Consider the following 26,635-nt stretch of genomic DNA (forward strand, 5'->3'; position numbering starts at 1 on the left):
CGATGCGGCGCTTCCTGATCGCGCTGATGGCCGTGCTGGCGCTTGTTGCCGGCCCGGCCTTCGCGCAGACCTTTCCGCCGCTGACCGGCCGCGTGGTCGATGACGCGCATCTGCTCAATCCGCAGCAGGTCGCCGCGCTCGATGCCAAGCTGGCCGCGCTGGAGCAGCAGTCGCAGCGCCAGCTGGTCGTGGCGACGATCCCCGATCTGCAGGGCATGCCGATCGAGGACTATGGCTACCAGCTCGGCCGCGCCTGGGGGCTGGGTGACAAGCAGCGCAACGATGGCGCCCTGCTGATCGTCGCACCCAACGAACGCAAGGTGCGGATCGAGGTCGGCTATGGCCTGGAAGGCATTCTCACCGATGCGCTGTCGCAGGTGATCATCCAGCGCGAGATCGTGCCGCGCTTCAAGCAGAACGATTATGCCGGCGGGATCGACGCGGCGGTGGACCAGCTCATCGCGCAACTGAAGCTGCCCGATGACGAGGCGCGCAAGGTGGCCGAACAGGCCCAGGCGGGGGCCGGCAAGGGCAGCGCGCCGCGGTTCGACATCGGCACCGTGGTGTTCCTGGTGATTTTTTTCCTGTTCTTCGTGCTGCCGTTCATCCGCGCCATGCGCGGAGGCGGGCGGCGCTATGGCAGCAGCCCCGGCGTGATGATCTTCCCCGGCGGCGGCTGGGGCAGCGGTGGCGGTGGAAGCAGCTGGGGCGGCAGCGACTGGGGCGGCGGCGGCGGAGGCGGTGGCTTCTCCGGCGGTGGCGGCAGCTTCGGTGGCGGCGGCGCTTCGGGGGACTGGTAGGATGGCGGCTGTGCACCTGACCGACAGCGACCGGACGCGCATCGCGCAGGCGGTCACCGCCGCCGAGTTGCGCAGCGCGGGCGAGATCGTGACGATCGTGACCGCGCGGTCCGATCCCTATCGCGACGTGGCGCTGGCCTGGGCGGCGGCGGTGGCGTTTCTCGCGCTCGCCGCGCTCGAATTCGCGCCGCATTTCTATCTGGCGCTGATCGACCGCGTATTGGGCCTGTGGGCGACCGAATGGAGCCCGCGCGCGGTGCTGGGGGTGGCGCTGAGCGTGGCACTGGTCAAATTCCTGGCCATGCTGCTGCTGCAGGCCTGGGAGCCGCTGCGGCTGTGGCTGGTGCCGCGGCCGATCAAGCGCGCGCGCGTTCACGCCCGTGCGCTGACCTGCTTCCGCATCGGCGCCGAAAGCCGCACCACCGGGCGCACCGGCATCCTCATCTACCTGTCGATGGCGGAACGCCGGGCCGAGATCATTGCCGACGAGGCCATCGCTGCGCGCGTCGCGCCCGAGGTGTGGGGTGACGCCATGCACGCGCTGCTGGCCGAAATCCGGCAGGGCCGCGTGGCCGACGGGATGATCGCGGCCGTGGAAGGCGTGGGCGCGGTGCTTGCGCAACACCTGCCGCGCGCCGATGATGACGTGAACGAATTGCCGGACCGGTTGATCGAAGTATGAGCCCGGAAGACGAGTATCGCGACGAGCCAGAACAGGTGCGCTGGGAAGGGCGCTTCATCGTCGCCAAGACGCGCGGGCGCTGGGAGTACGTCAGCCGCACGCGCAACATCCGCGCGGCGGTGATCCTCGCCATCGACAGCGCGGACCGGGTGATCCTGGTCGAACAGTTCCGCGTGCCGCTGGGCAGGCCGGCGATCGAACTGCCGGCGGGGCTGATCGGCGATCACGACGACAGCGCGGACGAGGATGCCGCCGTCGCCGCCGCGCGCGAGCTGGAGGAGGAAACGGGCTATCGCCCCGGCCGCATGGAGGCGGTGGGCGAGTTCTATTCCTCCCCCGGCATGGTCTCCGAAAGTTTTACGCTGTTTCGCGCGCACGATCTGGAGCGCGTGTCCGATGGCGGCGGGGTGGAAGGCGAAGGCATCACCGTCCACCACGTGCCGCTGGCGGAGATCGAAGGGTTCATCGCCGCGCGCCGGGCCGAAGGCTATGGCATAGACGTGCGCATACTCATGCTGCTGGGGCCGCGCCTGCTGGGCGGCGCCTGAAAACTATAACGGAGAGGATGAAATGGGCAGGGTTCAGGGGAAGAAGGCGCTGGTGACCGGCGCGGCGCAGGGCTTGGGCGCGGCGCAGGCACGGATGCTGGCGCGCGAGGGCGCGAAGGTGCTGCTGACCGACATCAACGGCGCGGGAGCGGCGGCGCAGGCCGAGGCGATCAACGCCGAGCTGGGTGCGGGCACCGCCTTCGCGATCCGCCACGACGTGACCAGCCCCGACGACTGGGACGCCGCGATCGCGCTGGCGGGCGAAGCGCTGGGCGGGCTTTCGGTGCTGGTCAACAACGCCGGCGTGGGCGTGCGCGGCAATATCGAGACCTGCACGCTGGAAGACTGGCGGCGCGGCTTCGCCATCAACGTCGACAGCGTGTTCCTGGGCTGCCAGAAGGCCCTGCCGCTGCTGAAGGACAACCAGCCCGGATCGATCGTCAACATCAGCTCGATCGCCGGCCTGATCGCCTCGGACACCATGCCCGGCTACAACGCCAGCAAGGCAGCGGTGTGGATGCTGTCCAAGTCGGTCGCGCTCTATTGCGCCAAGCGCGGCTGGGACGTGCGCTGCAACTCGGTCCACCCGACGTTCATCGACACGCCGATCCTCGATGGCATCGCCACCAACGCCAATCTCGACAAGGATGTGGTGATGGGCAAGCTGGCGCGGCAGATCCCGCTGGGCCGCGTGGGCCAGCCCGACGATATCGCGGCGGGCGTACTCTATCTCGCGAGCGACGAAAGCCGCTTCATGACCGGCGCCGAACTGAAGCTGGACGGCGGCATTTCCGCGATGTGAGCGCCGGGCCTGCCCGCGGCCGCGATCAGTGCTGGTCGCGCCGCAGCGGCAGGAACAGCATCAGCGCGAGCGCGAGCAGCGAACCGGTGGCCATGATCACCGAAACCGTCATCAGCCCCAGCTGGGCCTTGAACAGCGTGCCCGCGAGATAAGGCGAAAGCGCTGCCCCCGCGCGGCCGATGCTGAGCGCGAAGCCGGTGCCGGTGGCCTTGACGTGGGTGGGATAGACGGCGGCGAAAGCGGTATAGAAGCCGACGATCGCCGAATTGGTGAACAGGCCGACCGAGACCACGGCCAGGGTCCAGCCCATCAGACTGTTGGCGCCGAAGCCGAAGCGCGCGACCAGCAGCACCGACAGCGCCAGCGCCACCAGCGTCGCCTGCTTGATCCCGAAACGGTGCATGAACCAGCCGAACGCCGCCCCGCCGATCGCGCCGCCAAGGTTGGCATAGGCCAGCACCCCTGCGCCTTGCGCCTGGGTGAAGTTCTGTCCGGCGAACTGGGGATCGGACATGATCGAGGGCGTCATCTTGAGGATGTAGTAGAACGTCAGCGCGTGCGCGGCATAGCCGAGCGAGAGGATCAGCGTAGCCTTGCGCAGCGCGGGGCTGAAGATGTCGGCCAGGCTGGCCTTCTGTTCGTGCGGCGCCGGCGGCGGCAGCGCGCCGATCGCCGGCTGGCGCAGCGCGGCCAACGCGCGGTTGATCTTCTCCAGCGCGCCGGCGGGCCGGGCGCGCATCAGCCACGCCGGCGTTTCGGGCACGAGGAACCACACCAGCGGCAGGCAGATGGCCGTCATCGTCCCGCCGAACAGGAACACCGAACGCCAGTCGTGCGCTTTCAGCAATTGCGCCGCGACCAGACCGCCCAGGAACGCGCCCAGCGGATAGCCGATCACCATCAGCGACATCGCCATGCTGCGCGCCTTGCGGCTGGACAGTTCGAAGGCGATGGCGTTGATCGCGGCCAGCATCCCGCCGATGCCGAGGCCGGTGATGATGCGCCAGATCGAAAGGCCGACCGGCGACGTGGCGGTGGTCGCCATGAACATGCCCACTACCATCAGCAGCAGGCAGGCCAGCGTGGTCCGGCGCCGGCCGAAGCGGTCGGCCGCGCCGCCGAGCAGCAGCGAGCCGAGGCCCATGCCGATCAGTTCCATCGACAGCACCGCGCCCAGCCCGTCGGGCGCGAGGTGCCATTCCTTCTTTATGCCGGGGCCGGCGAAGGCGCTCGAGAGCACGTCGAAGCCGTCCAGCGCGTTGAGGAAGATCGTGATGATCACCGCGATCCATTGCCGCGCGGTCATCGGGGCATCGTCGAGGATGCTGCGTGGATCGGTGCTCGAATCGGCCATCACTCTCCCCTTCGCGCCAGATCGGTCCCTGCCGGCGGCGAAACTGTTATTTCCTATAACTCATTCATGAATGCGCGCCAGCAATTCCAGCAGGATCTTCACTTCGCGATCGCTAAAGCGGCTTTTGACCCAGGCTTCGTGCTCACCGATCGCGCGCTTGGCGCTGGCCAGCATCTCGTTGCCGGCCGGCTCCAGATAGAGCGCCTGCTTGCGCCCGTCCTTCGGCGAACGGTCGCGGCGCAGGAGGTGCTTGGCCTGAAGCCGGTTGATGATCGCCATTGTCGTGGCGCGGTCCATGCGCAGGCGCTGCGCCAGATCGGTCTGGGCGATGCCGGGGTGGTCATCGACCAGCCACAACACGGAAACCTGCTTCTGCGTCAGATCGAGATCGGTGAACGTCTCGGTAAAGTGGCGCAGGCAGGCGCCGTGGGCCAGGCGGATGTGGAACCCCAGGATATCGTTGATCGCGCCGATATCACCGGATTCCGGGTCGGCCGGCGCAATCGCGTCCTCGAATTTGTCCTTGATCAATGATCCACCCCCGATGCCCCTTGCTTATTTGTTAGTGTCGCATACAAATATCACAAGGAGGATGTCATGGCCGAATTTCCAAAAACCCCGAGTTTCACGGGCTTCAACACGCCGTCGCGGGTGGAGGCGGATATCGCCGATCTGGCCCACGATGGCACGATCCCGCAGGAGTTAAACGGCGCTTTCTACCGCGTCCAGCCCGACCCGCAATTTCCGCCGCGGCTGGGCGACGACATCGCCTTCAACGGCGACGGCATGATCACCCGGTTCCACATCCATGACGGGCAGTGCGATTTCCGCCAGCGCTGGGCGAAGACGGACAAGTGGAAGCTGGAGAACGAGGCCGGAAAGGCGTTGTTCGGCGCCTATCGCAACCCGCTGACCGATGACGAGAGCGTGAAGGGCGAGATCCGCTCCACCGCCAACACCAACGCCTTCATCTTCGGCGGCAAGCTGTGGGCGATGAAGGAGGACAGCCCCGCGCTGGTCATGGACCCGGCGACGATGGAAAGCTTCGGCTTCGAGAAGTTCGGCGGCAAGATGACCGGGCAGACCTTCACCGCGCATCCCAAGGTGGACCCGGCGAGCGGCAACATGGTGGCGATCGGCTATGCCGCATCGGGCCTGTGCGCCGACGACGTGACCTACATGGAAGTCAACCCGACGGGCGAACTGGTGCGTGAGATCTGGTTCAAGGTGCCCTATTACTGCATGATGCACGACTTCGGCATTACCGAGGACTATCTGGTGCTGCACATCGTGCCCTCGATCGGCAGCTGGGAACGGCTGGAACAGGGCAAGCCGCACTTCGGATTCGATACGACGCTGCCGGTCTATCTGGGAATCATCCCCCGCCGCGATGGCGTGACCGACGCCGACATCCGCTGGTTCAAGCGCGATAACTGCTTCGCCAGCCACGTGCTGAACGCCTGGCAGGAAGGCACGAAGATCCACTTCATCGTGCCCGAGGCCAAGAACAACATGTTCCCGTTCTTCCCCGATGTCCACGGCGCGCCGTTCAACGGGATGGAGGCGATGAGCCGTCTGACCGACTGGGTGGTCGATATGGCTTCTAACAGCGAGGATTTCGACGAAATCCGTCCGCTGACCGATACCGCCAGCGAGTTTCCGCGCATCGACGACCGCTTCACCGGCCGCAAGACGCGCTATGGCTGGGGGCTGGAAATGGACATGAAGCGACCGGTCGAGCTGCGCGGCGGCAGTGCCGGCGGGTTGCTGATGAACTGCCTGTTCCTCAAGGACTTCGAGACCGGTGCCGAACAGCACTGGTGGTGCGGCCCGGTCAGCAGCCTGCAGGAGCCAGCGTTCGTCCCGCGCGCCAAAAACGCGCCCGAAGGCGATGGCTGGATCGTGCAGGTCTGCAACCGGCTGGAGGAACAGCGCAGCGATCTGCTGATCTTCGACGCGCTCGATATCGAGAAGGGGCCGGTCGCCACGATCCACGTCCCCATCCGCCTGCGCTTCGGCCTGCACGGCAACTGGGCCAATGCCGAGGAGATCGGCCTGCTGGAAGCGGAGGCCGCGTGAATCCGCCGGTAAGCCCGCCCGGCCTCGAATTCGTCTACGAGGCCACGGGCGATCTCGAACCGCCGCGCCCGATCGGCGAAACCTATGACGGGACGCGGCGGATCATTCCGATCGTGGGCGGCGGACGCGTGGAAGGGCCGCTGATCAGCGGAAAGCTGGTCGGCAACGCGGCGGACTGGCAACTGACCCGCCCCGACGGAGTGACGGTGGCCGATGCGATCTATGCACTGGAGACCGACGACGGCGTGGTCATCCAGATCCGCAACCGTGGCCTGCGCCACGGCCCGCCCGAGGTGATGCAGCGGCTCGCCGCCGGAGACGCGGTCGATCCGGCGGAGTACTATTTCCGCACGGTGCCGGAATTCATCGCGCCCAAGGGCCGGTATGAATGGATGAACCGCTCGATCTTCATCTGTTCGGGCGCGCGCTTCCCGCTGGGCATCAAGCTGTGGGTCTGGCGCGTGCTGTAGCAGCGAATGCGTTGGTTACATCGTCATGGCGAGGGGCGCAGCCCCGCGGCAATCCCGAGCGGCACGTGGAACTCTGGATTGCTTCGCTACGCTCGCACTGACGATGCCGGGGTGGAACCGCCTGGTTCTACATCCGGAGCCGGTCGGCCTGTTCGTGGCGCAGGCAGTCGAAAATCTTCGACCCTGCCATGAACACGGCGACGGTGCAGGCCAGGAACAGCAGCTTGCCGCCGAAGCCGGGATAGACCGACAGGTAAACCTGCCCGCGCTCGACCGCGCCCAGCGCCAGCGCATAGATGATGGCGCAGGCCTCAAAGCGAGTCTTGATGACGAAAAGGCGACCGAGCTTTCCGAACATTGTTATCCCCTGCGCCGCTGCGTCCTTCTCTGCCGGGACGGCCGGCGCCATTTTGCAACCACCAGTCAGCAATCATCGTGCCAGCCCCGGATTTCCGGGAAAGGGCAAGGTTAACCGGATGGTAACTGTAAAACGCGGCGACAGTTAAGGAAATCTGCGGGTCCCGATGTTCCAATGTGGGAGTGATCCCGCTGTGGCGTCAGGCCAGCGCACCAAGGTCCAGCGCATCGAGCAGGCCTGCGCGCGCCGCACGCACCGTGGTGGCAAGCGTTTCGGAGCCGAGATCGGCCGGATCGATCTGTTCGGGCCAGAGCCGGGCGATCGTGGCCTCGATCCGATCGGCCTTCGCCTCGTCCAGCAGGAAGCGCGGATCGACCGTGGCGGGATCGGCCACCACGCGCAGCCGCAGGCAGGCGGGACCGCCGCCGTTGGCCATCGATTGCCGCACGTCCACCGGCCGCACGCGGCGGATCGGGCCGTTGCCGGCCAGCATCCCGTCCAACCAGCCGCGCACGGCGGGATTTTCCCAGGCTTCCAGCGGGATTACCAGGCCCATGTCGCCATCGGGCAGCGTCAGCAACTGCGCGTTGAACAGATAGCTGCGGATCGCGTCGGCCAGGCTCACGGCGGCGGCCGGCACGATCACGATCTCCGCCTCGGGCAGCTTGTCGCGGATCGCGGCATAGGCGCCCTCGGGGTCGGCGAAGGCCTGTTCGTGGGTGAACAGCACGCGTTCGTTGGCGACGGCGACCACGTCGTTGTGGAAGGCGCCGGCGGCGATCGCCTCGGGCGCCTGTTCGATGAACAGCGCGCGTTCGGGATCGAGGCCGTGCAGCCGGGCGACGGCGCGGCTCGCCTGTTCGTGCTGGCGCGCCGGAAACGCGCCGCCGGTGCGGCCATAGACGAAGATCTCGATGCCGGGCGCGTCGTGCCGCGCGGCCATGCGCATGTGGTTGGCCGCGCCTTCATCGCCGAAGCACGACGGAACCGCACCATGGAGCGCGAAATGCGCCTTGTCGGCAAAGGCGAGCGCGAGCTGGCGGGCGGTGTCCGGCCATTCCTGCGAGCGGTGGAGCATCGTCACGAGGTTGGCGGGGGTCAGGTGGCAGCGGCCGTCGGCGGTATCGGGGCCGGGGCTGACGGTGGCGGCGTTGGCGGTCCACATCGACGAGGCCGACCAGGCCGCCGCGCGCAGCCGGCGCTGCACCGGATCGCCTTCGTCGATCGCGGTCAGGCCCATGGCCTCCACCAGCGTGGAATTGGGCCGGGGCAGCGGCGCGAAAAAGCCCTGCGCCAGCCCCAGCGCCAGGTTGTGCCGCATCTTGGCCACGCCCTGCAGCGCGGCGGCGCGCGGATAGGAGACATCGCCGGCATGGCTGGCCGAGGCGAGGTTGCCGAGGCTCAGCCCCGCGTAGTTGTGGCTCGGGCCGACGATGCCGTCGAAGTTGATTTCCACCAGTTTCACAGGAGACTCCGTCCGGTTCGCGCGGCCTTAGCGTTCCACATGCCAGATCATGTCGCCCTCGCGCACGTCCAGCGCGGCGGCGGCCATGGGATCGAGCGTCACCCCGTCACCATCCTCCCCGATTTCCGCGAAGGTGCAACGGAAGGTGGAAAGGTGGCCGGTGGCGGCGAGCGCCTTCTTCGGATTGTCGGGCGGGCAGACCCGCGCCACTTTCACATGGCGCGCCTCGGCGATCGACTTCACCCGGTCGGTGCGCGCGGTCATCGTCGGGCCGCCATCGAAGATGTCGAAATAGCCTTCGTTGGCAAAGCCTTCGCCTTCCAGCATGCGCATCGCGGCGCGGCCCGAAGGGTGGGGCAGGCCGATCGCGCTGCGCGCCGAATCGGGCAGCATCGCGATATAGACCGGGTGCTTGGGCATCAGATCGGCGATGAACTGGTTGCCGTTGATGGCGTTGAAGTAATCGGCTTCCTGGAAGCTCATGCCGAAGAAGCGCCCGGCCACGCCATCCCAGAAAGGCGATCCGCCGCGTTCGTCGATGATGCCGCGCAATTCGGCCAGGATGCGGTCGGAAAAGCGCGTGCGGTGCATGGCGATGAACAGGTAGCGGCTGCGCGCCAGCAACATGCCGAGGCCGCCCGCGCGCTCGGACGGGTGCAGGAACAGCCCGCCGACCTCGCTCGACCCTTCGAGATCGGTGACGAGGTTGAGCATTTCGGCGCGGAAGGTGCGGCCCAGTTCCTTGGAATGCTGGGTCAGCGTGGCCATGCGATAGGAATAGAACGGCCACTGCAGACCGACGCGCGTGAAGAGCTGCGCGGTGCCGCGCACTTCGCCGGTCTCGATGTCCTCCAGCACCAGCACGAACAGCTCGTCGCCGCCCGTTTCCTCGGTGCCATAGGCTTCGGCCGAGCGGTCGAGCTTGGCCTGCAGCGCCTTGCGGTCGGGCGGCAGGTTGGTGAAGCCGCCGCCGGTCAGCTTGGCCATCTCGTACAAGTGCTGGAGGTCCTGCGCGCTGGCGGCGCGGATACGGTGCGTCATGACGGTCAGTTGCCTCCGGAAAGCCGGTGAAGGACCAGCGCGGACAAGGCCGCGCGTTCCGCCAGCGAGGATACGATCAGGAATTCGTCGGGCGAATGGATCGCGCCGCCGCGCACGCCCATCGTGTCGACCACGGGCACGCCCAGCGCGGCGATGTTGTTGCCATCGCAGACCCCACCCGAACTCTGCCAGCGGATCGGTTGCCCCAGCGCCGCGCCGCAATCGCGGACCAGCCCGAACAGCGCCTCGGCCGGGGGATCGAGCGGCTTGGGCGGGCGCGAGAGGCCGCCGTGGAGGTGGATGGAGACTTCATGCTCGCGCTCGATCTCGGCGATCAGGCCGCGCAGCGCCACGGCGAAGCGATCGGCATCGGTCACCGCGCGCGGGCGAATGTTGAAGCGCAGCACCGCGTGATCGGGCACCACGTTGTTGGCCGAACCGCCGTCGATCCGCGCGGGATTGACCGAAAGCGTGGCCGTTTCCATGTGCTTGAGCCGCAAGGCGAGATCGGCGGCTGCGACGATCGCGTTGCGCCCGTCCTGCGGATTGCGCCCGGCGTGGGCGGAGCGGCCGGTGACGATCAGCGAAAAGTTGCCGCTGCCCGCGCGCGCGCCGGCCAGCGTGCCATCGGGCAGGGCGGACGGTTCATAGGTCAGCGCCGCCGCCTTGCCGCGCGCCAGTTCCGCGATGAGCGCGGCGGAGGCGAGGCTGCCGGTCTCCTCGTCCGAATTGATCATCACATCGTAGCCGACGTTGCCGGCCGCCACGCTGGTTTCGAACGCGGCGAGCGCGGCCAGGATCACCGCGATCCCGCCTTTCATGTCGGCGACGCCGGGGCCGTTGAGCGTCTCGTCGTCCAGCCAGCGCTGTTGCTGGAAGGCGTGTGTGGCCGGAAACACCGTGTCCATGTGCCCGGTCAGCAGATAGCGCCGCGCGGCCTGCGGGCGGACCGAGAGCACGAAATGCGCGCCGTGGCCCACTTCTTCCTCGCGCCCGTCCGCCGCGATGGCGGTCACGCGCGCGGGTTCAACCTTGCGGATTTCTCCCGGCAGGTCGGAAAAGGCATCGGCCAGCAGGTCCCACTGCCGCGCCAGACCATCCAGATTGCGCGTGCCGGTGTTGACCGCGCTCCACGCCTGTACCTGCGAAAGCATGGCGCCGGCATTGAAGCGGCCGACAAGATCGCGTTCTGTCGCTGAAAGCTGTTGCATATGTAACCGGTGTAGCCGCTGCCGTGGGCGGGGTGAACCCCCGTTGGCAGAGGACCGTGCCGGTTACAATGGGCGCCGCGTGAGGCGGCCTGTTGCCGCCAGTCTGCCCCCTCTAGGCTCTGCGACCGGTGAACAGCTGGAACAGACCCACGACGATCGCCACCACCAGCACCAGGTGGATCAGGCCGGCGGTGATCTTGAACACGAATACGCCCAGCAGCCACAGCACGAGCAGCACGACGGCGATGGTCATCAGCATGGTTGGCATCCTTTTTCGGGTGCTGCCGGGTCGTCTGCTGAGAGCCGCCCGGCGCTTTCCTGTTTCGATGCCCATCTACGCCGAAGCGCCGCTTTGGTTCCTGGTTACGTAACGTTCAGGCGCCGGCCTTGACCGCGAAGGACCACGCCGTTTCGGCGAGCGGCGTGACCCGTTCCGACATCTGCCGGGCATGGGCGCTGGAAGCGGTGCCATCGATCACGCGCTTCTTGATGCCCTGGATGATCCCGGCCAGGCGGAAGAAGTTGTAGGCGAAGTACCAGTTCAGATCGGGCACGCCATCGCGCCCGGTGGCGGCGCAATAGCGTTCGACGATCTCGTCCAGTTCGGGAATGCCCAGCGCCTTGCGATCAAGGTCCATCACGCCCGACCGGCCGCCGTTCTCGGTCACCCAGGCGAGCGCGACATAGGTGAAATCGGCCAGTGGATCGCCCAGCGTGGACAGTTCCCAGTCCAGCACGGCGGCGACGCGGGCCTCGGTGGGCGCGAAGATCATGTTGTCGATGCGGTAATCGCCGTGGACCACCGACGTGCGCGTCTGTTCGGGCAGCGTGGCGGGGAGCCACGCGATCAGCCGCTCCATCACGTCCATGTGTTCGGTTTCGGCCAGCTTGTACTGCTTGGTCCAGCGATCGACCTGCCGGCCGAAGTAGTTGCCGGGCTTGCCGAAATCCGAAAGCCCCGCCGCCTCGATGTCCGCGCTGTGCAGCGCCGCCAGCGTGTCGATCATGGCATGATAGGTCTGGCGGCGGAAATCGGGCGTGGCGCCGGGCATGGCGCCATCCCAGATCGTGCGGCCTTCGACCATGCCCATGACGTAGAACATCGATCCGACCACCGAATCGTCGGTGCACAGGCCATATTGCGGCGCCACGGGAAAGCCCGTCTTCGCCAGCCCGGCCTGGACGCGGTGTTCGCGATCGACCGCGTGCGCGGAGGGCAGCAGCTTGCCGAACGGCTTGCGCCGCAGCACGTAGCTGCCCGAAGGCGCGTCGATGCGGTAGGTCGGGTTGGATTGCCCGCCCTTGAACTTGCGCACCGTCAGCGGCCCCCGGAAGCCCGCCACGTTGGCCGCGAACCATTCGGTCAGGCGCGCTTCGTCGAGCCGGTCGGCCCCTTCGGGCACGACCGTTCCGGTAAAGGCGGCCTGGGCGTCGATCGGGGCCGGTTCGCTCATTGGTCGAACACGATCACCGAACGGGCGGAATGGCCCTGCTTCATCTTCTCGAAGCCTTCGTTGATCCCTTCCAGCGGAATGCGCTCGGCAATGATCGTGTCGAGATCGAGCAGGCCGCGCATGTAGAAATCGACCAGCCGCGGCAGGTCCACCGGGAAGCGGTTCATGCCCATGATCGCGCCTTGCAGCTTCTTGCCCGAAAGCAGGTCCATCGCCGGCAGGGCGACCGCGTGGTTCAGCGGCATCATGCCCAGGATCGTGGCGGTGCCACCCCGGCGCAGCGACTTGACCGCGAGTTCGCCCGAAGCCGGCCGCCCCACCGCCTCGATCGCGTGATCGACGCCGCCCTTGGTCAGTTCGAGGATCTGCTTGGCCGCATCGGGGGCCAGCGCATCGACCACGTCGGTCGCGCCCAGCTTCTTCGCCAGTTCGCGCTTTTCCGGCATCGGATCGGCGGCGATGATCCGCCCCGCGCCGGCGATCTTCGCGGCGTTGACGGTGGCAAGGCCCACGCCGCCGCAGCCGACCACGGCCACGGTTTCGCCCGGCGTCACCTTGCAGGCGTTGAACACCGCGCCGGCGCCGGTGGTCACCGCGCAGCCGATCACCGCCGCGCGATCGAGCGGCATCTCCGGATTGATCGCGACGCAGGCATGTTCGTGCACCAGCATCATTTCCGCGAAGGCGGACAGGTTGAGCATCTGGTTGACCGCGCTGCCGTCGCTGGCCCGCGTCAGGCGCGGCGCTTCGCCGGCGCCCCGCCGCGTGTCGCCGCCCAGGCACAGCGCCATGCGGCCGGTCACGCAGAATTCGCAGTGCCCGCAGAAGGCGGACAGGCAGGTGACGACCGCGTCGCCCTTCTTCACGGTGCGGACTTCGCTGCCCACCGCTTCGACGATGCCGGCCGCTTCATGGCCCGGCACGGCGGGCAGCGGGTGGGGATAGGTGCCTTCGATGAAATGGAGGTCCGAATGGCACAGGCCGCAGGCCGCCGTGCGGATCAGCACCTCATGCGGGCCGGGCTTGGCAATGGCGAGCCGGTCGATTTCCAGCGGCTGGCCGGGCTTTTCGAGAATGGCGGCTTTCATGTGTGCTTTTCCTTTGTGGTCCCCATCGGGACGGAGCAGGGCGAGCGTTAGCGGCGGAGTGCCCGACCGGCCCACCCCCAACCCCTCCCGCGTGTGGGAGGGGGGAGTTGGCGCCAGAGAGGCCTAGCGCGCGACGCCCAGATCGCCCGAGCTGAAGCCGCGATCGCCCTGCGGGCCTTCCGCGTGGCGGGCGAACTCGATGCGCGCGATGGCGCGGTTGTGGACTTCGTCGGGGCCGTCCGCCAGCCGCAGCGTGCGCATGTGGGCATAGCTTTCGGCCAGGCCGAAGTCTTCGGACACGCCGCCGCCGCCGTGCGCCTGGATCGCGTCGTCGATGATGCGCAGCGCCATGTTGGGGGCCTGCACCTTGATCATCGCGATTTCCAGCGCGGCCGCCTTGTTGCCCACCTTGTCCATCATGTCCGCCGCTTTCAGGCAGAGCAGGCGGGTCATGTCGATGTCGATGCGGGCCTGCGCGATGCGCTGTTCCCAGATCGAATGTTCGGACACGCGCTTGCCGAAGGCGACGCGCGATTGCAGGCGCTTGGCCATCTTGGCGATGGCTTCTTCCGCCACGCCGATCGTGCGCATGCAGTGGTGGATGCGGCCCGGCCCGAGGCGGCCTTGCGCGATTTCGAAGCCGCGCCCTTCGCCCAGCAGGATGTTCGACGCCGGGATGCGCACGTTGTCGAGCCGGATTTCCATGTGGCCGTGCGGCGCGTCGTCATAGCCGAACACCGGCAGGAAGCGCTCGATCGTCACGCCCGGCGCATCCAGCGGCATCAGCACCATCGACTGTTGCTGGTGGCGCTTCGCCTCGAAATCGGTCTTGCCCATGACGATGGCGATCTTGCAGCGCGGATCGCCCGCGCCCGAGGACCACCACTTGCGCCCGTTGATGACGTATTCATCGCCTTCGCGGCGGATCGAGGTTTCGATGTTGGTGGCGTCGGACGAGGCGACCTGCGGTTCGGTCATCAGGAAGGCGGAACGGATTTCGCCGTTCATCAGCGGCTTGAGCCATTCGTCCTTCTGGTCGCGCGTGCCGTAGCGGTGCAGCACTTCCATGTTGCCGGTATCGGGCGCGGAGCAGTTGAAGGTTTCGCTGGCCCAGCCCACGCGGCCCATTTCCTCGGCGCAGAGCGCGTATTCGAGGTTGGTAAGGCCGGGGCCTTCGAAGGCGAAGCTGTCGTCCACATGGGCACGGCCGGACTGCGGCGGCATGAACAGGTTCCAGATGCCCTGCGCCTTGGCGCGGGCCTTCTCCTCTTCAAGGACCTGGATCACTTTCCAGCGTTCGCCGCTGTTCTTCTCGGCCTTGAATTCGGCATTGCGCGGGCGGACACGGTCCTCGATGAACTGGCGTACGCGGTCACGCCAATAGACCTGGCGTTCTGTGGGGTCGAAATCCATCTGTCCTCTCCTTGCGTCCGGGAAGAATTCACCGGGCATCGGGCGAATTCAAGCGAAAACTAACTGTGCGGTTAAAGCGGGCCTTGATCCGGAGCAAAACCGGTCCCGGGGGCTTCAGACCCCGGCGTCAGGGGTGCAGCCCTCCCGCGTCGGGATCGCTGTGCGCCAGCTTGTCGAGCAGGGCGAGCCGCGCTTCGTGGGCGGCGCGATCGATCGGAAACCGGCGCGCGATCAGGGCGGTGGCCACGGCGAGAAGGGCGGTGCAGACGGCATAGGCCAGGCTCAGCCGGTCTATCACCGTCGCGGGCACCGCGTCCGGTCGCGCGTTGGGCTGCAACTGCGCATAGCTGAGCAGCAGCCCGGCGGCGAAGATACCCAGCCCGGTGGCGCACTTGGACGCAAGGAACGCCCCGGCCGACAGCGTGCCTTCCGACCGGCGCCCGGTCTGTTCCTCCGACGCTTCCACCACGTCGGCCACCATCGACCACAGCGCGATCGACGAGGTCACGGTGAAGGTGTTGGCCAGCAGCGTGCAGACGAACATCGCCACCAGCGCCGGCGTGCTGCCGTCCGCCGCCCAGAGATCGCCATAGCGCAGCAGCAGCGGGCCGACCCAGAACAGCATGCCCAGCGGCGCGGTGGCCGCCACCGCGCCCGCCTTGCCCCAGCGCCGCTGTGCCGGCCCGGCGAGCAGCGAGGCGCCGATGACGCTGCCGAACAGCACGACCGGAAATATCTGCAAGGCCGTGGGCGTGAAGCGCCAGACGTAGAGGTACAGGTAGTTCGACAGCGCGAAGGTGATGCCCTGGCTGGTCATGGCGCAGGCGATGCCCGCCATCACCACCAGGCAGGCGGGGTGCGAGAAGCTTTCGCGGATTTCGCCCAGCGAACCGAGCAGTCCCTTGCCGGATGAGGCCTGTTGCGGCGGCCAGCCGGCGATGGTGCGGTGGAGGCCGATCGCCGAGCCGAGCACGCAACCCGCCATCAGGATCGCGCCGGCGATGCCGAACGCGCGATAGCCTTCGCGCGCCAGCATCGCGTTGGGCAGGAACACGCCATAGGCCAGCAGCAGCATCAGCAGCCCGCCGCCCCAGGCGAATACGAAGCGGAAGCGGGTGAGGCGGGTGCGCTCGTCGTAATCGCGGCTGATTTCGGCCACCAGCGCGGCCGAGGGCACCTCGCAGGCCGCGACCAGCCCGCGCACGAGAATGGCCGAGACCAGCAGCGTGGCGAAGCTGGGCGCGCCGGTGGGCGACCACAGCAGCACCCACGCGATCCCCAGCGGAATCGGGGCAAGGTAGAGGAACGGCAGGCGCCGGCCGAAACGCGTGCGCGTGCGATCGCTGACATGGCCGACCAGCGGATCGACGAGCCCGTCGAAGACCAGCGCGATCAGCAGCGCCAGGCTGACGAGCCGGGCGTCCATGCCCAGCACCTGGTTGTAAAACAGCAGCAGGAACGTGGAGAAGCCGTTGTCCTTGATCCCGTAGGCCACGCTGCCAAGCCCGGCAAACGCCGCGGTCCGCGTCGGAACGCGGCCTTCTATCGGGATCACGCCGGCTGCCCGGCGTCTGCCATCTGCTGCAGGGCATCGAACATCCCCGGCATCGCGGGATCCCAGCTGTGGCGCGGGCCGATGGTGATGCCGCCATCGACGATCAGCGAGGTGCCGGTGACGAAGCCGGCCGCGTCGCTGGCCAGGAACAGCACGGCGTCCGCGATGTCGTCCGGCTGGCCGCCGCGCGCCACCGGCTGTGCGCTTTGTGACATCATCGCGATCGCGCCCTTGGCCTGCGCTTCCAGTTCGGCCGGCATGTCCAGCGAACGGGTGAAGATGTTGGTGTTGATGAAGCCCGGCTGCACCGCGTTGACGCGGATCTGGTGTTTGGCGAGGTCCGCCGCCGCGCACTTGGTCAGGTGCAGCACCCCGGCCTTGGCGACGGCATAGGCGGTGGGCGAATAGCCCGGCCCGACCGCCGCGACCGAGGAAGTGTTGACGATCGCCGCGCCCGGGCGGCCGATCATGTGCGGGACGGCATAGCGGATGCCGAACGCCACCGATCGCAGCAACAGGTCCATCGTGCGGTCCCAGCCGGCCGGCTCGATCTCGTCGATCGTGGCGCGATCGCCGCCCGCGCCGGCATTGTTGAACACCACGTCGATTCCACCGGTTTCGGCGGCAGCGCGGTCCATCAGCGCCTTGATGTCCTCGGTCCGGGTCACGTCGCACCGCGCGGTGGCGATGCTGCCGTTGGTGGTCGCCGCCAGCGCGGCAAGGCCCTGTTCGTCGATGTCCGCCGCATAGACGCGCGCGCCTTCCGCGGCGAACTTGAGCGCGGTGGCGCGGCCGATTCCCGAGGCGGCACCCGTTACGACAACGGTCTTTCCTTCGAAGCGCATGGTTCTCTCCCGGCCCGGTCGGGCCTGTGTTCTGGACCGTGTTCCGGTCTGTCTGTTTGGCCGGGAGCTTAGGCGCGAATGGGTCTTCGTCAATGCCTTGGCGCTTGACGCTACGGCATCCTTGCATCGCGCAAACCCTTGGAAATCCGCGCTTGCGCAAGCGCGGCGACTCGCCTTAACCTTGCGATTAAGAGAGGAGCCCGAACATGTCTGATCTCGACAGTTTCCGACAGGAAATCCGTGCGTGGCTGGAAGCCAACTGCCCGCCGGAAATGCGCGAGCCCGTGCGCGACGAAGGGGATATATGCTGGGGCGGGCGGCGCTTCCAGTTCAAGAACGCGGCGCAGAAGACCTGGCTCGAACGCTGCGTGGCCAAGGGCTATACCGTGCCCGATTGGCCCAAGGCCTATGGCGGCGCGGGCCTGTCGCCGGCCGAAGCCAAGATCTGGCGCGAGGAGTGCGCCCGCATCGGCGCCCGGCCGCCGCTGTCGAGCTTCGGCATCTGGATGCTGGGGCCGGCGCTGCTGAAGTTCGGCACCGAGGAGCAGAAGGTTCACTACCTGGGCCAGATCGCGCGTGGCGAAATCCGCTGGTGCCAGGGCTATTCCGAGCCCGGATCGGGCTCCGACCTCGTCTCGCTGCAGACCTTCGGCGAGGATAAGGGCGATCACTGGGTGGTCAACGGCCAGAAGATCTGGACCTCCTATGCCGACAAGGCCGACTGGATCTTCTGCCTCGTCCGCACGGACAAGACCAACAAGTACCAGGGCATTTCCTTCCTGCTGTTCGACATGGAGAGCCCCGGCGTCACCACCAAGCCGATCAAGCTGATTTCGGGCAGTTCGCCGTTCTGCGAGACGTTCTTCGACAACGTGCAGGTGCCCAAGGCGCAGATCGTCGGCCAGCTCAACCGCGGCTGGGACGTGGCGAAATATCTGCTGGGCCACGAGCGCGAGATGATCTCCGGCGCGGGCGGCAGCGACCGGCTGACCACGATCGGCGCGGTGATCGCGCGGAACGGGCTGGAAGACCCGATCCTGCGCGCCGAACTGGCGCAGTTCGATGTCGATGCGCTGGCCTATACCGCGATGGGTGAGAAGTTCCTCGACGAGATCAAGGTGGGCAAGGCGCATCCGGCGCAGCCCAACATGATGAAGTATGCCGGGACCGAGCTGAACAAGCGCCGGCACGAATTGCTGATGGCCGCCGGCGGCAGCACCGCGCTGGAATGGGAAAGCGAAGCGACCAGCGGCGGCACGCCCGCGCGATCGTGGCTGCGGACCAAGGCCAACTCGATCGAGGGCGGCACCAGCGAGGTGATGCTCAACGTGATCGCCAAGCGCATCCTGGATCTTCCGGGGGCCTGACGCTTCGATCCCCCCTCCCGCTTGCGGGAGGGGCCGGGGGTGGGCCGAACGAGGCGCCCCCCAAGCCATGCCCACCCCTGACCCCTCCCGCAAGCGGGAGGGGAAACGGAGCAAACGACATGCCGCTCTACCATACCGAAGACCAGGCGATGCTCGCCGAAACCGTCACCGGCTTCATGGCCGACGAAGGCGCGATCAAGCAGCAGCTGCGCCACTGGCGCGACACCAACTGCCCGGACGGGTTCGGCCATGCGCTGTGGAAGCAGTTCGCCGAGCTGGGCCTGACCGGCATTCTCGCCGCCGAAGCCGATGGCGGGCTGGCGATGGGCCATGTCGAGGCGGGTATCGTGCTGACGGAAATCGGGCGCAACCTCACCCCTTCGCCGTTCCTGACCACGGCGGTCATGGGCGTGACCGCGCTGTCCGCCGGATCGGACGAATTGCGCGGCCGCTGGCTGCCGGGCGTGATCGCGGGCGAGACGGTGCTGGCCGTGGCGATCGACGAAGGCCCCAAACACCGGCCTGAACGCATCGCCTGCCGCGCCGAGAAGGCGGGCAACGGCTTCCGCCTTTCGGGCCGCAAGGACTTCGTGGTCCACGGCGCCTCGGCCGATGCCCTGATCGTGGCCGCGCGCACCGCGGGCAGCGACGGCGATGCCGATGGTGTCACCCTGTTCGCGGTGCCGAAGGATGCGGCGGGCGTGCGGCATGACGTGGTGCGGCTGGTCGACAGCGCCATGGCCAGCCACGTCACGTTCGACAACGTGGAGCTGGATGGCGATTGCGTGATCGGCGAGGTCGATGGCGGCCGCGCGCTGCTGAACCGCGTGCTCGATGCTGGCCGCGTCGGCGCGGCGGCGGAGCAGATCGGCGTCGCTTCCGGCGCGTTCGACATCACCACCGCCTATCTCAAGACGCGCAAGCAGTTCGGCCAGCTGATCGGGGAGTTCCAGGCGCTGCAGCACCGCGCCGCGCATCTCTATTCGGAAATCGAGATTGCCGAGGCCGCCGTGATCAAGGCGCAGCAACTGCTCGATGCCGGCTCGGACAAGGCGGAACTGATGGTGGCCGTGGCCAAGGCCAAGGCGGGCAAGGTCTGCAACCTGGCCGTGCGCGAAGGCGTGCAGATGCACGGCGGCGTGGGCATGACCGACGAGTTCGACATCGGCCTCTACATGAAGCGTGACCGCGCGCTGTCCGAATTCACCGGCGATCCGTTCTACCATGCCGAGCGCGTGGCGAAGCTGAGCGGATATTGACCCTGATTGTCCTTCCCGTGCGGAAGGAAAGCGAAAGGCACTGACATGGATTTCAGCAAGCTGTTCAGCCTTGAAGGCCGCGTGGCGGTGATTACCGGCGGATCGCGCGGGATCGGCCGGATGCTGGCCGAGGGGTTCCTCGCCGCCGGTTGCGCGAAGGTCTACATCACCGCGCGCAAGGCGGCGGTGGTAGAGGAAACCGCGCGCGAACTGGGTGATCGCGTGATCGCGCTGCCGGGCGACATTTCCACGCTCGCCGGGATCGAGGCGCTGGCCGAGGATCTGGCGAAGCTGGAGCCCAAGATCGACATCCTGGTCAACAACGCCGGCGTGGCGTGGGGCGCGGACTTCGAGGACTTCCCCGAAGGCGGCTGGGACAAGGTGATGAACCTCAACGTCAAGACGCCGTTCTTCCTCACGCAGAAGCTGCACGGTCTGCTCAAGGCGGCCGCGTCGGCGGGTCAACCGGCCAAGGTCATCAACATCGCCTCGATCGACGGGATGCGGGTCAACCCGTGGGAAACCTACAGCTATCAGGCGTCCAAGGCGGCGGTGATCCACCTGACCCGGCGCATGGCGGCGCGGCTGATCAAGGACAACATCGTCGTCACCTGCATCGCGCCCGGCGCCTACCCTTCGGAAATGAACAAGGTGGCGGCGCGCAAGCCGGAGGAATCGGCACGCGGCATCCCGTCGGGGCGGATCGGTGGCGTCGAGGATATCGCCGGCGGTGCGATCTACCTGGCCAGCCGCGCGGGCGACTATGTCGTCGGCACGACGATCCCGATCGACGGCGGCATCGTCAACGCCTGGATCCCGAGCGACTTCGTCGATCCTTCGGCGCATTGAGCCGGCCTTCGGGGCACTGAGGCCGATCGCCGGCAGGTTGCCCGCCTGCCGGCGCGCCCGTTTTATCCCCGCGTCAGTTCGCGGACGAAGCCGATCAGCCCGGTCTGGCGCGCGCGCTTCATGCGTTCGGCGGCGAGGATCTGCTTCACCTTGTCGAAGCAGCTCTGGATGTCATCGTTGACCACGACATAGTCGTAGCCGTCCCAGTGGCTGATTTCGGCCTGCGCGCGGGCCATGCGGCTGGCGATCACTTCGGCGCTGTCGGTGCCGCGCCCGGTCAGGCGGCGGTGCAGTTCGTCCAGGCTGGGCGGCAGGATGAACACGCGCACCACATCGGTTTCCGCCTTCTGGTAAAGCTGCTGCGTGCCCTGCCAGTCGATATCGAACAGGAAATCGCGCCCTTCCTTCAGGCCCGCGCGGATCTGCGCCTTGGGCGTGCCATAGCTGTTGCCGAAGACATGCGCCCATTCGTAGAACGCGCTTTCCTCCACCATGCGGTCGAATTCCGCCTGGCTGACGAAGTAGTAGTCCTTGCCGTCGACCTCGCCCGGCCGCATCGGGCGGGTGGTGACCGACACCGACATCGCGATCTCGTCGTCCTCGTCCAGCAGCTTGCGCGCGATCGTCGTCTTGCCCGCGCCCGATGGCGATGACAGGATGAACATCAGCCCCCTGCGATGGAGCGTATCCGTGGTATGCGTGGTGTTATCGGCCATGCGTGCTAGTGGCGCATGGACAAGGCGGTGGTCAAGGCCGTGGTCAGGGTCGTGGTCAGGGTCGTTACTGGGCGGCGAGCCGCTGGCGGGAGCAAGGGATGGACATTCAGAGGCTCGATCACGTGCAACTGGCCATGCCACCGGGCGGAGAGGACCGCGCGCGGGCGTTCTACCGCGACGTGCTGGGCATTCGTGAAGTGCCCAAGCCGCCGCATCTGGCGAAGCTGGGCGGCTGCTGGTTCGAACGCGATGCCGTCAAGGTCCACCTCGGCGTCGATCCCGACTTCCGCCCGGTGCATAAAGCCCACGTCGCGTTCATCGTGGCGCATCTTGGCGATCTGGTGCGGAAGCTGGAACATGCCGGCTGCTACGTGATCCGCGACGAGGCGTCGCGCGATGGCTACCAGCACGCCTATGTCGACGACCCGTTCGGCAACCGGCTGGAACTGATGGAGCTTTCGGCCCGGCTTCGCTGACGGCTGCAGGCGGACCGCCGGGCTATTCCTTCGCGCCCTTTTTCGCCTTCGCATCCACGGCTGCCTCGCCTTCCGCCTTCGCGGATTTGCCGTGCCGGCGATCGTACAGCGTCTTGGCCAGCAGGCCGCCGCCGACCATGATCGCGCCCGGTACCGACCGGGTGGCCACGCGGGCCAGCGCGGTGCCGATCAGCGTTTCGCCCATGGTGCGGCCGCGGATGATCTTTTTCGCCTTGGCCGTGCCGGTCTTGTTGCCCAGCAGCCCGCGTTCCACCCCGCGCCGCAGCAGCGCGCCGCCGGCGCGCAGCGCGATGTCGGCCAGGATCAGGTTGGTCATGGCGTTGGTGCTGGGGCCGGGGATGCTTGGGCCGGCATTCTTGGTATCGCTGGCGGTTTCATCGCGCGCCGCCCCGGCGACCTTTCCCGCCGCTTTCCGCGCGATACGCGCGGGTTTGATCTTCGCCAGCTTGTCCCTGATCGTCATGCCTTGCCCTTCGGTATTCCCGCCGGGGCCGACAACCTGCGGCAGGCCCCGCCGCTATTTCTTGCGGCCGAAATCCACCGTCACCACGTTGGAACCGTCCTCGTTGCGTTCAACGGCCGGGTGCTCCGCCTGTTCCGGCGAATCGTTCTCGGCGCTTTCGTGCGGTTCGTCGTCGCTGTCGGCGATCGCCTGGAACTGCAGGCCGAAATCCACCGCCGGATCGACGAAGGCGGTGATCGCGCTGAACGGAATATCCAGCATGGCGGGCACCTGGTTGAAGCTGAGCCCCACGCTGAACCGGTCGCTCTCCACCTTCAGATCCCAGAACTTGTTCTGGAGCACGATCGTCATCTCGTCGGGGAAGCGCTCTTTCAGGCGCGCCGGGATCGAGACGCCGGGCGCCTGGGTCTTGAAGGTGATATAGAAATGGTGGTTGCCGGGCAGCGAGCCGCCAGAGGCTTCCACTTCGCCCAGCACGCGGCCGACGACGGCGCGCAGGGCCTCCTGCACGATCTCGTCATAGGGGATCAGGCTGTCGGGCGTATCGTTCATCGTCGCCACAACTGGCCTTGGCCGCCCGCGCGGTCAAGAGGGCATGTCTCCACATGGCCTTGTTGCGCGCAAAGATTGATTCTCGTTCGCACCCGCCTATAGGCGGCGCAGTTGAGTCCGCCTCGGATACGCAGGCCCAGACAGCACAGGACCAAACCATGCAGCAGTCCCGTACCGGATCGGTCGCGCGCAAGACGGCGGAAACCGACATCGCGGTCTCGGTCAACCTCGACGGCACGGGCGCCTATGACGTGTCCACCGGCATCGGCTTTCTCGATCACATGGTCGAACAGTTTTCGCGCCATTCGCTGATCGACGTGACGATGCGCGTGGTGGGCGACCTGCACGTGGACCAGCACCACACCACCGAGGACAGCGCCATCGCGCTGGGCCAGGCGATCACCCAGGCGCTGGGCGACAAGAAGGGCATCGCCCGCTACGGCACCGCTTATTCGCCGATGGACGAGGCGCTGTGCCGCGTCGCGCTCGATATTTCGGGCCGCCCGGTGCTGGTGTGGAAGGCCGCGTTCACCCAGCCGCGCCTGGGCGAGATGGACACCGAGCTGTTCGAGCACTGGTTCCAGTCGGTGAGCCAGGCGGCCGGCATCACCCTGCACATCGAATCGCTCTATGGTTCGAACAACCACCACATCATCGAAGGCATCTACAAGGGCTTCGCCCGCGCCATGCGGCAGGCGGTGGAGATCGATCCGCGCAAGGGCGATGCGGTGCCGTCCACCAAGGGCATCCTCGGTGGCTGAAGTCCTCGCGCTGGTCGATTACGGCGCCGGCAACCTGCGTTCGGTGGCCAACGCGCTGAAGGCGGCGGGGGCGGAAGGCGTTGCGGTGACCGCCGATCCCGACGTGGTGCGGGCGGCGGACCGCATCGTGCTGCCCGGCGTGGGCGCGTTCAAGGCCTGCATCGATGCGCTGGAGGCGGTGCCGGGGCTGGTCGCGGCGATGCGCGAGCGCGTGCTGGTGGGCGGCGCGCCGTTCCTGGGCATCTGCGTGGGGATGCAGCTGCTGGCCGATCGCGGCGTGGAGCACGGCGTGACGCCAGGGCTGGGCTGGATCGGCGGCGAGGTCCGCCTGATCGAGCCGACCGATCCCGCGATCAAGGTGCCGCACATGGGCTGGAACGATGTGGCCCCCGCGCACCATGCCGGGGTGCCAGCGGCGGGCCTGATCGAGCCGGGCGAGGCCTATTTCCTGCATTCGTACCACTTCGTGCCCGAAGCGGGCGCGGACGTGGCGGCGATGACCGACCACGGCGGCGGAATCGTCGCCGCCGTCGCGCGCGAGAACATCCTGGGGGTGCAGTTCCACCCCGAAAAGAGCCAGTCCTACGGGCTGGAGCTGCTGGCCCGTTTTCTGGAATGGAAGCCCTGACATGATCGTCTTTCCCGCCATCGACCTGAAAGCAGGGCAGGTCGTCCGCCTCGCCGAAGGCGATATGGACCGGGCGACCGTCTATGGCGACGACCCGGCGGCCCAGGCGCTGCTGTTCGCCGAAGCGGGCGCGATGCACCTGCATGTCGTCGATCTCGACGGTTCGTTCGCCGGCCGCGCGGAAAACCGCGAGGCGGTGGAAGGCATTCTCGAAGCCTTTCCCGGCCACGTCCAGCTGGGCGGCGGCATCCGCACGCGCGAAGCGGTGGCGGGCTGGTTCGACCTCGGCGTAAGCCGCGTGGTCATGGGCACCGCCGCGCTGAAGGACCCGGAATTCGTCAAGGACATGGCGAAGGAATTTCCCGGCGGCATCGTGGTGGCGGTGGACGCGCGCGACGGCATGGTCGCGACCGAGGGCTGGGCCGACGTGTCCGACGTTTCGGTGGTCGATCTCGCCCGCCGGTTCGAGGACGCGGGCGTCGCCAGCCTGCTGTTCACCGACATCGGCCGCGACGGGCTGCTCAAGGGCGTGAACATCGAGGCGACGGTGGACCTGGCCCGGCGCGTGGACATCCCCGTGATCGCCAGCGGCGGGGTGAAGGGGCTGGACGACATCCATGTCCTGACGCTCCACGCCGAGGACGGGATCGAGGGCGTCATCACCGGCCGCGCGCTCTATGACGGGCGGCTGGACCTGCGCGCCGCGCTGCAGATGGCGGCGAGGGGCTGATCGATGACCGTCCGCGTCCGCGTGATCCCCTGCCTCGATGTCCGCGACGGGCGCGTGGTCAAGGGCGTCAACTTCGTCGACCTGCGCGATGCCGGCGATCCGGTGGAGCAGGCGCGCGCCTATGACAAGGCCGGGGCGGACGAGCTGTGCTTCCTCGACATTTCGGCCAGCCACGAAGGGCGCGGCACGCTGCTCGACGTGGTCGCGCGCACGGCCGAGGTCTGCTTCATGCCGCTGACCGTGGGCGGGGGCGTGCGCAGCGCCGAGGACGCGCGCGCGCTGCTGCTGGCGGGGGCGGACAAGGTCGCGGTCAATTCCGCCGCCGTTGCCCGGCCCGAACTGGTGGCGGACATCGCCCAGCGCTTCGGCGCGCAATGCGTGGTCGGCTCGGTCGACGCGCGGCGGGTGGCGCCGGGGAAGTGGGAAATCTTCACCCACGGCGGCCGCAAGCCGACCGGGATCGACGCGCTGGACCATGCCGTGCGCCTGGCCGACCTGGGCGCGGGCGAACTGCTCGTCACCTCGATGGACGGGGATGGCACCCAGCAGGGCTATGACCTGGAACTGACGCGGACGATCGCCGATGCGGTCAGCGTGCCGGTGGTGGCGAGCGGCGGCGTGGGCGCGCTCGACCACCTGGTCGCCGGGGTGACCCAGGGCCACGCCAGCGCGGTGCTGGCGGCGTCGATCTTCCACTTCGGCACGCATTCCATCGCCGAGGCGCACGCCGCACTGCGGGCGGCGGGCCTTCCTGCGCGGGCCTGACCGGGATTCGGGCCTCTTGACCCGGAGGCCCGGCCGCTCCATCCCCCGCGCCATGGACCACGCCACCACTCTCGCGCGCCTGGAAGCGACCATCGCGGCGCGGCGCAACGCCGATCCCGCGACCAGCTATGTCGCCAAGCTCCACGCGCGCGGGCTGGGTAAGATCGCGCAGAAGGTGGGCGAGGAAGCGACCGAGACGGTGATCGCCGCGCTTTCGGGCAGCGCCGACGAGCTGACCGGCGAAGCGGCGGACCTGCTGTTCCACCTGCTCGTCCTGCTGGGCGCGCGGGACGTGCCGCTGGCCGCCGTGCTGGCGGAACTGGACCGGCGCGAAGGCGTTTCCGGCATCGCCGAAAAGGCCAGTCGGCCGACGGAGTAAGCGACCTCGAAAGACCCGCCATTCCGACAAGAAACGCCAAGAGGAGAGCCGGCCATGGCCGTTGACGCCACCCTGCCTTACGACGACCAGAACGTGTTCGCGAAGATCCTGCGGGGCGAGATCCCCGCGCGCAAGGTCTATGAGGACGAATGGGCGCTGGCGTTCCACGACATCAACCCGCAGGCGCCGCTGCACATCCTGGTCATCCCCAAGGGCGCCTATGTGAGCTGGGACGATTTCTCGGCCCAGGCGTCCGATGCAGAAATCGGCGGCTTCGTGCGCGCGGTGGGCACGGTGGCGCGCGAGGCGGGGGTGATCGAGCCGGGCTATCGCCTGCTCGCCAACGTCGGGCCGGACAGCCACCAGGAAGTGCCGCACCTGCACGTCCACGTCTTCGCGGGCCGTCCGCTGGGGCCGATGCTGGTGACGCGCTGAGCGAGCGAGGGCGTAGCGGCGGCGTTTTCGGGTTCTGTCCTTCGGTTCGCCTGATGCTTAACAAAGTTC

31 protein-coding genes are annotated in these 26,635 nt (G+C 67.6%); 16 read left to right on the forward strand and 15 right to left on the reverse strand.

Annotated features, from left to right (window positions below; translation table 11 throughout):
- The first annotated feature begins 2 nt into the window (after positions 1 to 2).
- The 4 genes from F1640_RS12075 to F1640_RS12090 are packed head-to-tail and all read left to right on the forward strand — an operon-like array spanning position 3 to position 2,832.
- Positions 3 to 800 (forward strand): YgcG family protein, encoded by a 798-nt coding sequence (locus F1640_RS12075; RefSeq protein ID WP_194919389.1) that lies wholly within the window; start codon positions 3 to 5, stop codon positions 798 to 800.
- 1 nt (position 801) lies between these two features.
- Positions 802 to 1,482 carry a TPM domain-containing protein gene (locus F1640_RS12080; RefSeq protein ID WP_124810189.1) on the forward strand — a complete coding sequence of 227 codons (681 nt, stop codon included), beginning with the start codon at positions 802 to 804 and terminating at the stop codon, positions 1,480 to 1,482.
- Positions 1,479 to 2,030: an NUDIX hydrolase gene (locus F1640_RS12085; RefSeq protein ID WP_194919391.1), complete on the forward strand. Its 552-nt coding sequence runs from the start codon at positions 1,479 to 1,481 to the stop codon at positions 2,028 to 2,030. The genes F1640_RS12080 and F1640_RS12085 overlap by 4 nt, the downstream gene beginning before the upstream one ends.
- 22 nt (positions 2,031 to 2,052) lie before the next feature.
- Positions 2,053 to 2,832, forward strand: a complete 780-nt coding sequence (locus F1640_RS12090) for an SDR family oxidoreductase (protein WP_124810187.1) — start codon at positions 2,053 to 2,055, stop codon at positions 2,830 to 2,832.
- A gap of 25 nt (positions 2,833 to 2,857) precedes the next feature.
- Here F1640_RS12090 and F1640_RS12095 read toward each other — a convergent pair whose 3' ends face one another.
- Both F1640_RS12095 and F1640_RS12100 read right to left on the reverse strand, forming a co-directional pair.
- On the reverse strand, positions 2,858 to 4,186 hold the full coding sequence (locus tag F1640_RS12095; RefSeq protein ID WP_194919393.1) for an MFS transporter: 1,329 nt from the start codon (positions 4,184 to 4,186) through the stop codon (positions 2,858 to 2,860).
- 60 nt (positions 4,187 to 4,246) lie between these two features.
- Complete coding sequence (locus tag F1640_RS12100; protein WP_124810185.1) at positions 4,247 to 4,717, reverse strand: MarR family winged helix-turn-helix transcriptional regulator; 471 nt, start codon at positions 4,715 to 4,717, stop codon at positions 4,247 to 4,249.
- A gap of 66 nt (positions 4,718 to 4,783) precedes the next feature.
- On the opposite strand from F1640_RS12100, the gene F1640_RS12105 reads away from it, so the two are divergent.
- Complete coding sequence (locus tag F1640_RS12105) at positions 4,784 to 6,265, forward strand: carotenoid oxygenase family protein (protein WP_194919395.1); 1,482 nt, start codon at positions 4,784 to 4,786, stop codon at positions 6,263 to 6,265.
- Positions 6,262 to 6,735: a DUF3237 domain-containing protein gene (locus F1640_RS12110; RefSeq protein ID WP_124810183.1), complete on the forward strand. Its 474-nt coding sequence runs from the start codon at positions 6,262 to 6,264 to the stop codon at positions 6,733 to 6,735. Before F1640_RS12105 ends, F1640_RS12110 begins: the two co-directional genes overlap by 4 nt.
- 127 nt (positions 6,736 to 6,862) lie before the next feature.
- On the opposite strand, the gene F1640_RS12115 is transcribed toward F1640_RS12110, so the two are convergent.
- The 10 genes from F1640_RS12115 to F1640_RS12160 all read right to left on the reverse strand — a co-directional run bounded on the left by F1640_RS12115 (position 6,863) and on the right by F1640_RS12160 (position 17,165).
- Positions 6,863 to 7,093 (reverse strand): hypothetical protein, encoded by a 231-nt coding sequence (locus F1640_RS12115; RefSeq protein ID WP_194919397.1) that lies wholly within the window; start codon positions 7,091 to 7,093, stop codon positions 6,863 to 6,865.
- A gap of 199 nt (positions 7,094 to 7,292) precedes the next feature.
- Entirely contained in the window at positions 7,293 to 8,558 is a 1,266-nt protein-coding gene (locus tag F1640_RS12120; protein WP_194919399.1) for an N-succinylarginine dihydrolase, read from the reverse strand.
- Between the two features lie 27 nt (positions 8,559 to 8,585).
- Positions 8,586 to 9,599, reverse strand: coding sequence for an arginine N-succinyltransferase (locus F1640_RS12125; RefSeq protein ID WP_194919400.1), 1,014 nt, complete (start codon positions 9,597 to 9,599; stop codon positions 8,586 to 8,588).
- A 5-nt stretch (positions 9,600 to 9,604) separates the two neighbouring features.
- Positions 9,605 to 10,810 (reverse strand): hydrolase, encoded by a 1,206-nt coding sequence (locus tag F1640_RS12130; RefSeq protein WP_194919402.1) that lies wholly within the window; start codon positions 10,808 to 10,810, stop codon positions 9,605 to 9,607.
- A gap of 112 nt (positions 10,811 to 10,922) precedes the next feature.
- Positions 10,923 to 11,069, reverse strand: a complete 147-nt coding sequence (locus F1640_RS12135) for a lmo0937 family membrane protein (RefSeq protein WP_124810178.1) — start codon at positions 11,067 to 11,069, stop codon at positions 10,923 to 10,925.
- A gap of 115 nt (positions 11,070 to 11,184) precedes the next feature.
- Positions 11,185 to 12,264 carry a phosphotransferase family protein gene (locus F1640_RS12140; RefSeq protein WP_194919404.1) on the reverse strand — a complete coding sequence of 360 codons (1,080 nt, stop codon included), beginning with the start codon at positions 12,262 to 12,264 and terminating at the stop codon, positions 11,185 to 11,187.
- The gene (locus tag F1640_RS12145) at positions 12,261 to 13,352 is read right to left on the reverse strand and encodes a Zn-dependent alcohol dehydrogenase (RefSeq protein WP_124810176.1); all 1,092 of its coding nucleotides are present in this window, start codon (positions 13,350 to 13,352) and stop codon (positions 12,261 to 12,263) included. The genes F1640_RS12140 and F1640_RS12145 overlap by 4 nt, the downstream gene beginning before the upstream one ends.
- 123 nt (positions 13,353 to 13,475) lie before the next feature.
- A complete protein-coding gene (locus tag F1640_RS12150) occupies positions 13,476 to 14,765 on the reverse strand; it encodes an acyl-CoA dehydrogenase family protein (protein WP_124810175.1) in 1,290 nt (429 codons plus the stop codon).
- A gap of 127 nt (positions 14,766 to 14,892) precedes the next feature.
- Complete coding sequence (locus tag F1640_RS12155; RefSeq protein WP_190287288.1) at positions 14,893 to 16,320, reverse strand: MFS transporter; 1,428 nt, start codon at positions 16,318 to 16,320, stop codon at positions 14,893 to 14,895.
- On the reverse strand, positions 16,317 to 17,165 hold the full coding sequence (locus F1640_RS12160) for an SDR family NAD(P)-dependent oxidoreductase (protein WP_194919406.1): 849 nt from the start codon (positions 17,163 to 17,165) through the stop codon (positions 16,317 to 16,319). Before F1640_RS12160 ends, F1640_RS12155 begins: the two co-directional genes overlap by 4 nt.
- Before the next feature lie 206 nt (positions 17,166 to 17,371).
- Here F1640_RS12160 and F1640_RS12165 point away from each other — a divergent pair, with 206 nt between their 5' ends.
- The 3 genes from F1640_RS12165 to F1640_RS12175 all read left to right on the forward strand — a co-directional run bounded on the left by F1640_RS12165 (position 17,372) and on the right by F1640_RS12175 (position 20,640).
- Positions 17,372 to 18,532: an acyl-CoA dehydrogenase family protein gene (locus F1640_RS12165; RefSeq protein WP_124810172.1), complete on the forward strand. Its 1,161-nt coding sequence runs from the start codon at positions 17,372 to 17,374 to the stop codon at positions 18,530 to 18,532.
- Between the two features lie 119 nt (positions 18,533 to 18,651).
- Complete coding sequence (locus F1640_RS12170) at positions 18,652 to 19,791, forward strand: acyl-CoA dehydrogenase family protein (protein ID WP_194919408.1); 1,140 nt, start codon at positions 18,652 to 18,654, stop codon at positions 19,789 to 19,791.
- A 45-nt stretch (positions 19,792 to 19,836) separates the two neighbouring features.
- Entirely contained in the window at positions 19,837 to 20,640 is an 804-nt protein-coding gene (locus tag F1640_RS12175; RefSeq protein ID WP_194919410.1) for an SDR family oxidoreductase, read from the forward strand.
- A gap of 62 nt (positions 20,641 to 20,702) precedes the next feature.
- Here F1640_RS12175 and gmk read toward each other — a convergent pair whose 3' ends face one another.
- Positions 20,703 to 21,356: a guanylate kinase gene (gene gmk, locus F1640_RS12180; RefSeq protein ID WP_124810169.1), complete on the reverse strand. Its 654-nt coding sequence runs from the start codon at positions 21,354 to 21,356 to the stop codon at positions 20,703 to 20,705.
- A gap of 98 nt (positions 21,357 to 21,454) precedes the next feature.
- Here gmk and F1640_RS12185 point away from each other — a divergent pair, with 98 nt between their 5' ends.
- Entirely contained in the window at positions 21,455 to 21,832 is a 378-nt protein-coding gene (locus tag F1640_RS12185) for a VOC family protein (RefSeq protein WP_124810168.1), read from the forward strand.
- A 22-nt stretch (positions 21,833 to 21,854) separates the two neighbouring features.
- Here the strand turns inward: F1640_RS12185 and F1640_RS12190 are convergent, their stop codons facing one another.
- The gene (locus F1640_RS12190; RefSeq protein ID WP_206694676.1) at positions 21,855 to 22,316 is read right to left on the reverse strand and encodes a hypothetical protein; all 462 of its coding nucleotides are present in this window, start codon (positions 22,314 to 22,316) and stop codon (positions 21,855 to 21,857) included.
- 54 nt (positions 22,317 to 22,370) lie between these two features.
- Positions 22,371 to 22,868, reverse strand: coding sequence for an SspB family protein (locus F1640_RS12195; protein ID WP_124810167.1), 498 nt, complete (start codon positions 22,866 to 22,868; stop codon positions 22,371 to 22,373).
- A gap of 158 nt (positions 22,869 to 23,026) precedes the next feature.
- On the opposite strand from F1640_RS12195, the gene hisB reads away from it, so the two are divergent.
- The 6 genes from hisB to F1640_RS12225 are packed head-to-tail and all read left to right on the forward strand — an operon-like array spanning position 23,027 to position 26,566.
- Complete coding sequence (hisB, locus tag F1640_RS12200; RefSeq protein WP_124810166.1) at positions 23,027 to 23,629, forward strand: imidazoleglycerol-phosphate dehydratase HisB; 603 nt, start codon at positions 23,027 to 23,029, stop codon at positions 23,627 to 23,629.
- Positions 23,622 to 24,257, forward strand: coding sequence for an imidazole glycerol phosphate synthase subunit HisH (gene hisH, locus F1640_RS12205; protein WP_194919412.1), 636 nt, complete (start codon positions 23,622 to 23,624; stop codon positions 24,255 to 24,257). Before hisB ends, hisH begins: the two co-directional genes overlap by 8 nt.
- 1 nt (position 24,258) lies before the next feature.
- Positions 24,259 to 24,987 (forward strand): 1-(5-phosphoribosyl)-5-[(5-phosphoribosylamino)methylideneamino]imidazole-4-carboxamide isomerase, encoded by a 729-nt coding sequence (gene hisA / locus F1640_RS12210; protein ID WP_125954523.1) that lies wholly within the window; start codon positions 24,259 to 24,261, stop codon positions 24,985 to 24,987.
- A 3-nt stretch (positions 24,988 to 24,990) separates the two neighbouring features.
- Positions 24,991 to 25,752, forward strand: coding sequence for an imidazole glycerol phosphate synthase subunit HisF (gene hisF / locus F1640_RS12215; protein ID WP_124810163.1), 762 nt, complete (start codon positions 24,991 to 24,993; stop codon positions 25,750 to 25,752).
- A gap of 52 nt (positions 25,753 to 25,804) precedes the next feature.
- Positions 25,805 to 26,131 (forward strand): phosphoribosyl-ATP diphosphatase, encoded by a 327-nt coding sequence (locus F1640_RS12220; protein ID WP_124810225.1) that lies wholly within the window; start codon positions 25,805 to 25,807, stop codon positions 26,129 to 26,131.
- A gap of 54 nt (positions 26,132 to 26,185) precedes the next feature.
- Complete coding sequence (locus tag F1640_RS12225) at positions 26,186 to 26,566, forward strand: histidine triad nucleotide-binding protein (RefSeq protein WP_124810162.1); 381 nt, start codon at positions 26,186 to 26,188, stop codon at positions 26,564 to 26,566.
- Positions 26,567 to 26,635 lie beyond the last annotated feature (69 nt).

The organism is Novosphingobium sp. NBM11 (genome assembly GCF_015390225.1).
In the GTDB taxonomy this organism is placed as follows: Bacteria; Pseudomonadota; Alphaproteobacteria; order Sphingomonadales; family Sphingomonadaceae; genus Novosphingobium.

Coding starts and splice junctions, on each gene's coding strand:
- F1640_RS12125 (WP_194919400.1), bottom strand. CDS start 9,599: ATGACGCACCGTATCCGCGCCGCCAGCGCGCAGGACCTCCAGCACTTG.
- F1640_RS12080 (WP_124810189.1), top strand. CDS start 802: ATGGCGGCTGTGCACCTGACCGACAGCGACCGGACGCGCATCGCGCAG.
- F1640_RS12195 (WP_124810167.1), bottom strand. CDS start 22,868: ATGAACGATACGCCCGACAGCCTGATCCCCTATGACGAGATCGTGCAG.
- F1640_RS12140 (WP_194919404.1), bottom strand. CDS start 12,264: ATGAGCGAACCGGCCCCGATCGACGCCCAGGCCGCCTTTACCGGAACG.
- F1640_RS12165 (WP_124810172.1), top strand. CDS start 17,372: ATGTCTGATCTCGACAGTTTCCGACAGGAAATCCGTGCGTGGCTGGAA.
- F1640_RS12225 (WP_124810162.1), top strand. CDS start 26,186: ATGGCCGTTGACGCCACCCTGCCTTACGACGACCAGAACGTGTTCGCG.
- F1640_RS12130 (WP_194919402.1), bottom strand. CDS start 10,810: ATGCAACAGCTTTCAGCGACAGAACGCGATCTTGTCGGCCGCTTCAAT.
- F1640_RS12115 (WP_194919397.1), bottom strand. CDS start 7,093: ATGTTCGGAAAGCTCGGTCGCCTTTTCGTCATCAAGACTCGCTTTGAG.
- F1640_RS12175 (WP_194919410.1), top strand. CDS start 19,837: ATGGATTTCAGCAAGCTGTTCAGCCTTGAAGGCCGCGTGGCGGTGATT.
- F1640_RS12075 (WP_194919389.1), top strand. CDS start 3: ATGCGGCGCTTCCTGATCGCGCTGATGGCCGTGCTGGCGCTTGTTGCC.
- F1640_RS12135 (WP_124810178.1), bottom strand. CDS start 11,069: ATGCTGATGACCATCGCCGTCGTGCTGCTCGTGCTGTGGCTGCTGGGC.
- gmk (WP_124810169.1), bottom strand. CDS start 21,356: ATGGCCGATAACACCACGCATACCACGGATACGCTCCATCGCAGGGGG.
- F1640_RS12090 (WP_124810187.1), top strand. CDS start 2,053: ATGGGCAGGGTTCAGGGGAAGAAGGCGCTGGTGACCGGCGCGGCGCAG.
- F1640_RS12160 (WP_194919406.1), bottom strand. CDS start 17,165: ATGCGCTTCGAAGGAAAGACCGTTGTCGTAACGGGTGCCGCCTCGGGA.
- F1640_RS12220 (WP_124810225.1), top strand. CDS start 25,805: ATGGACCACGCCACCACTCTCGCGCGCCTGGAAGCGACCATCGCGGCG.
- F1640_RS12190 (WP_206694676.1), bottom strand. CDS start 22,316: ATGACGATCAGGGACAAGCTGGCGAAGATCAAACCCGCGCGTATCGCG.
- F1640_RS12145 (WP_124810176.1), bottom strand. CDS start 13,352: ATGAAAGCCGCCATTCTCGAAAAGCCCGGCCAGCCGCTGGAAATCGAC.
- hisF (WP_124810163.1), top strand. CDS start 24,991: ATGACCGTCCGCGTCCGCGTGATCCCCTGCCTCGATGTCCGCGACGGG.
- F1640_RS12095 (WP_194919393.1), bottom strand. CDS start 4,186: ATGGCCGATTCGAGCACCGATCCACGCAGCATCCTCGACGATGCCCCG.
- F1640_RS12185 (WP_124810168.1), top strand. CDS start 21,455: ATGGACATTCAGAGGCTCGATCACGTGCAACTGGCCATGCCACCGGGC.
- F1640_RS12105 (WP_194919395.1), top strand. CDS start 4,784: ATGGCCGAATTTCCAAAAACCCCGAGTTTCACGGGCTTCAACACGCCG.
- hisA (WP_125954523.1), top strand. CDS start 24,259: ATGATCGTCTTTCCCGCCATCGACCTGAAAGCAGGGCAGGTCGTCCGC.
- hisB (WP_124810166.1), top strand. CDS start 23,027: ATGCAGCAGTCCCGTACCGGATCGGTCGCGCGCAAGACGGCGGAAACC.
- F1640_RS12085 (WP_194919391.1), top strand. CDS start 1,479: ATGAGCCCGGAAGACGAGTATCGCGACGAGCCAGAACAGGTGCGCTGG.
- F1640_RS12170 (WP_194919408.1), top strand. CDS start 18,652: ATGCCGCTCTACCATACCGAAGACCAGGCGATGCTCGCCGAAACCGTC.
- F1640_RS12150 (WP_124810175.1), bottom strand. CDS start 14,765: ATGGATTTCGACCCCACAGAACGCCAGGTCTATTGGCGTGACCGCGTA.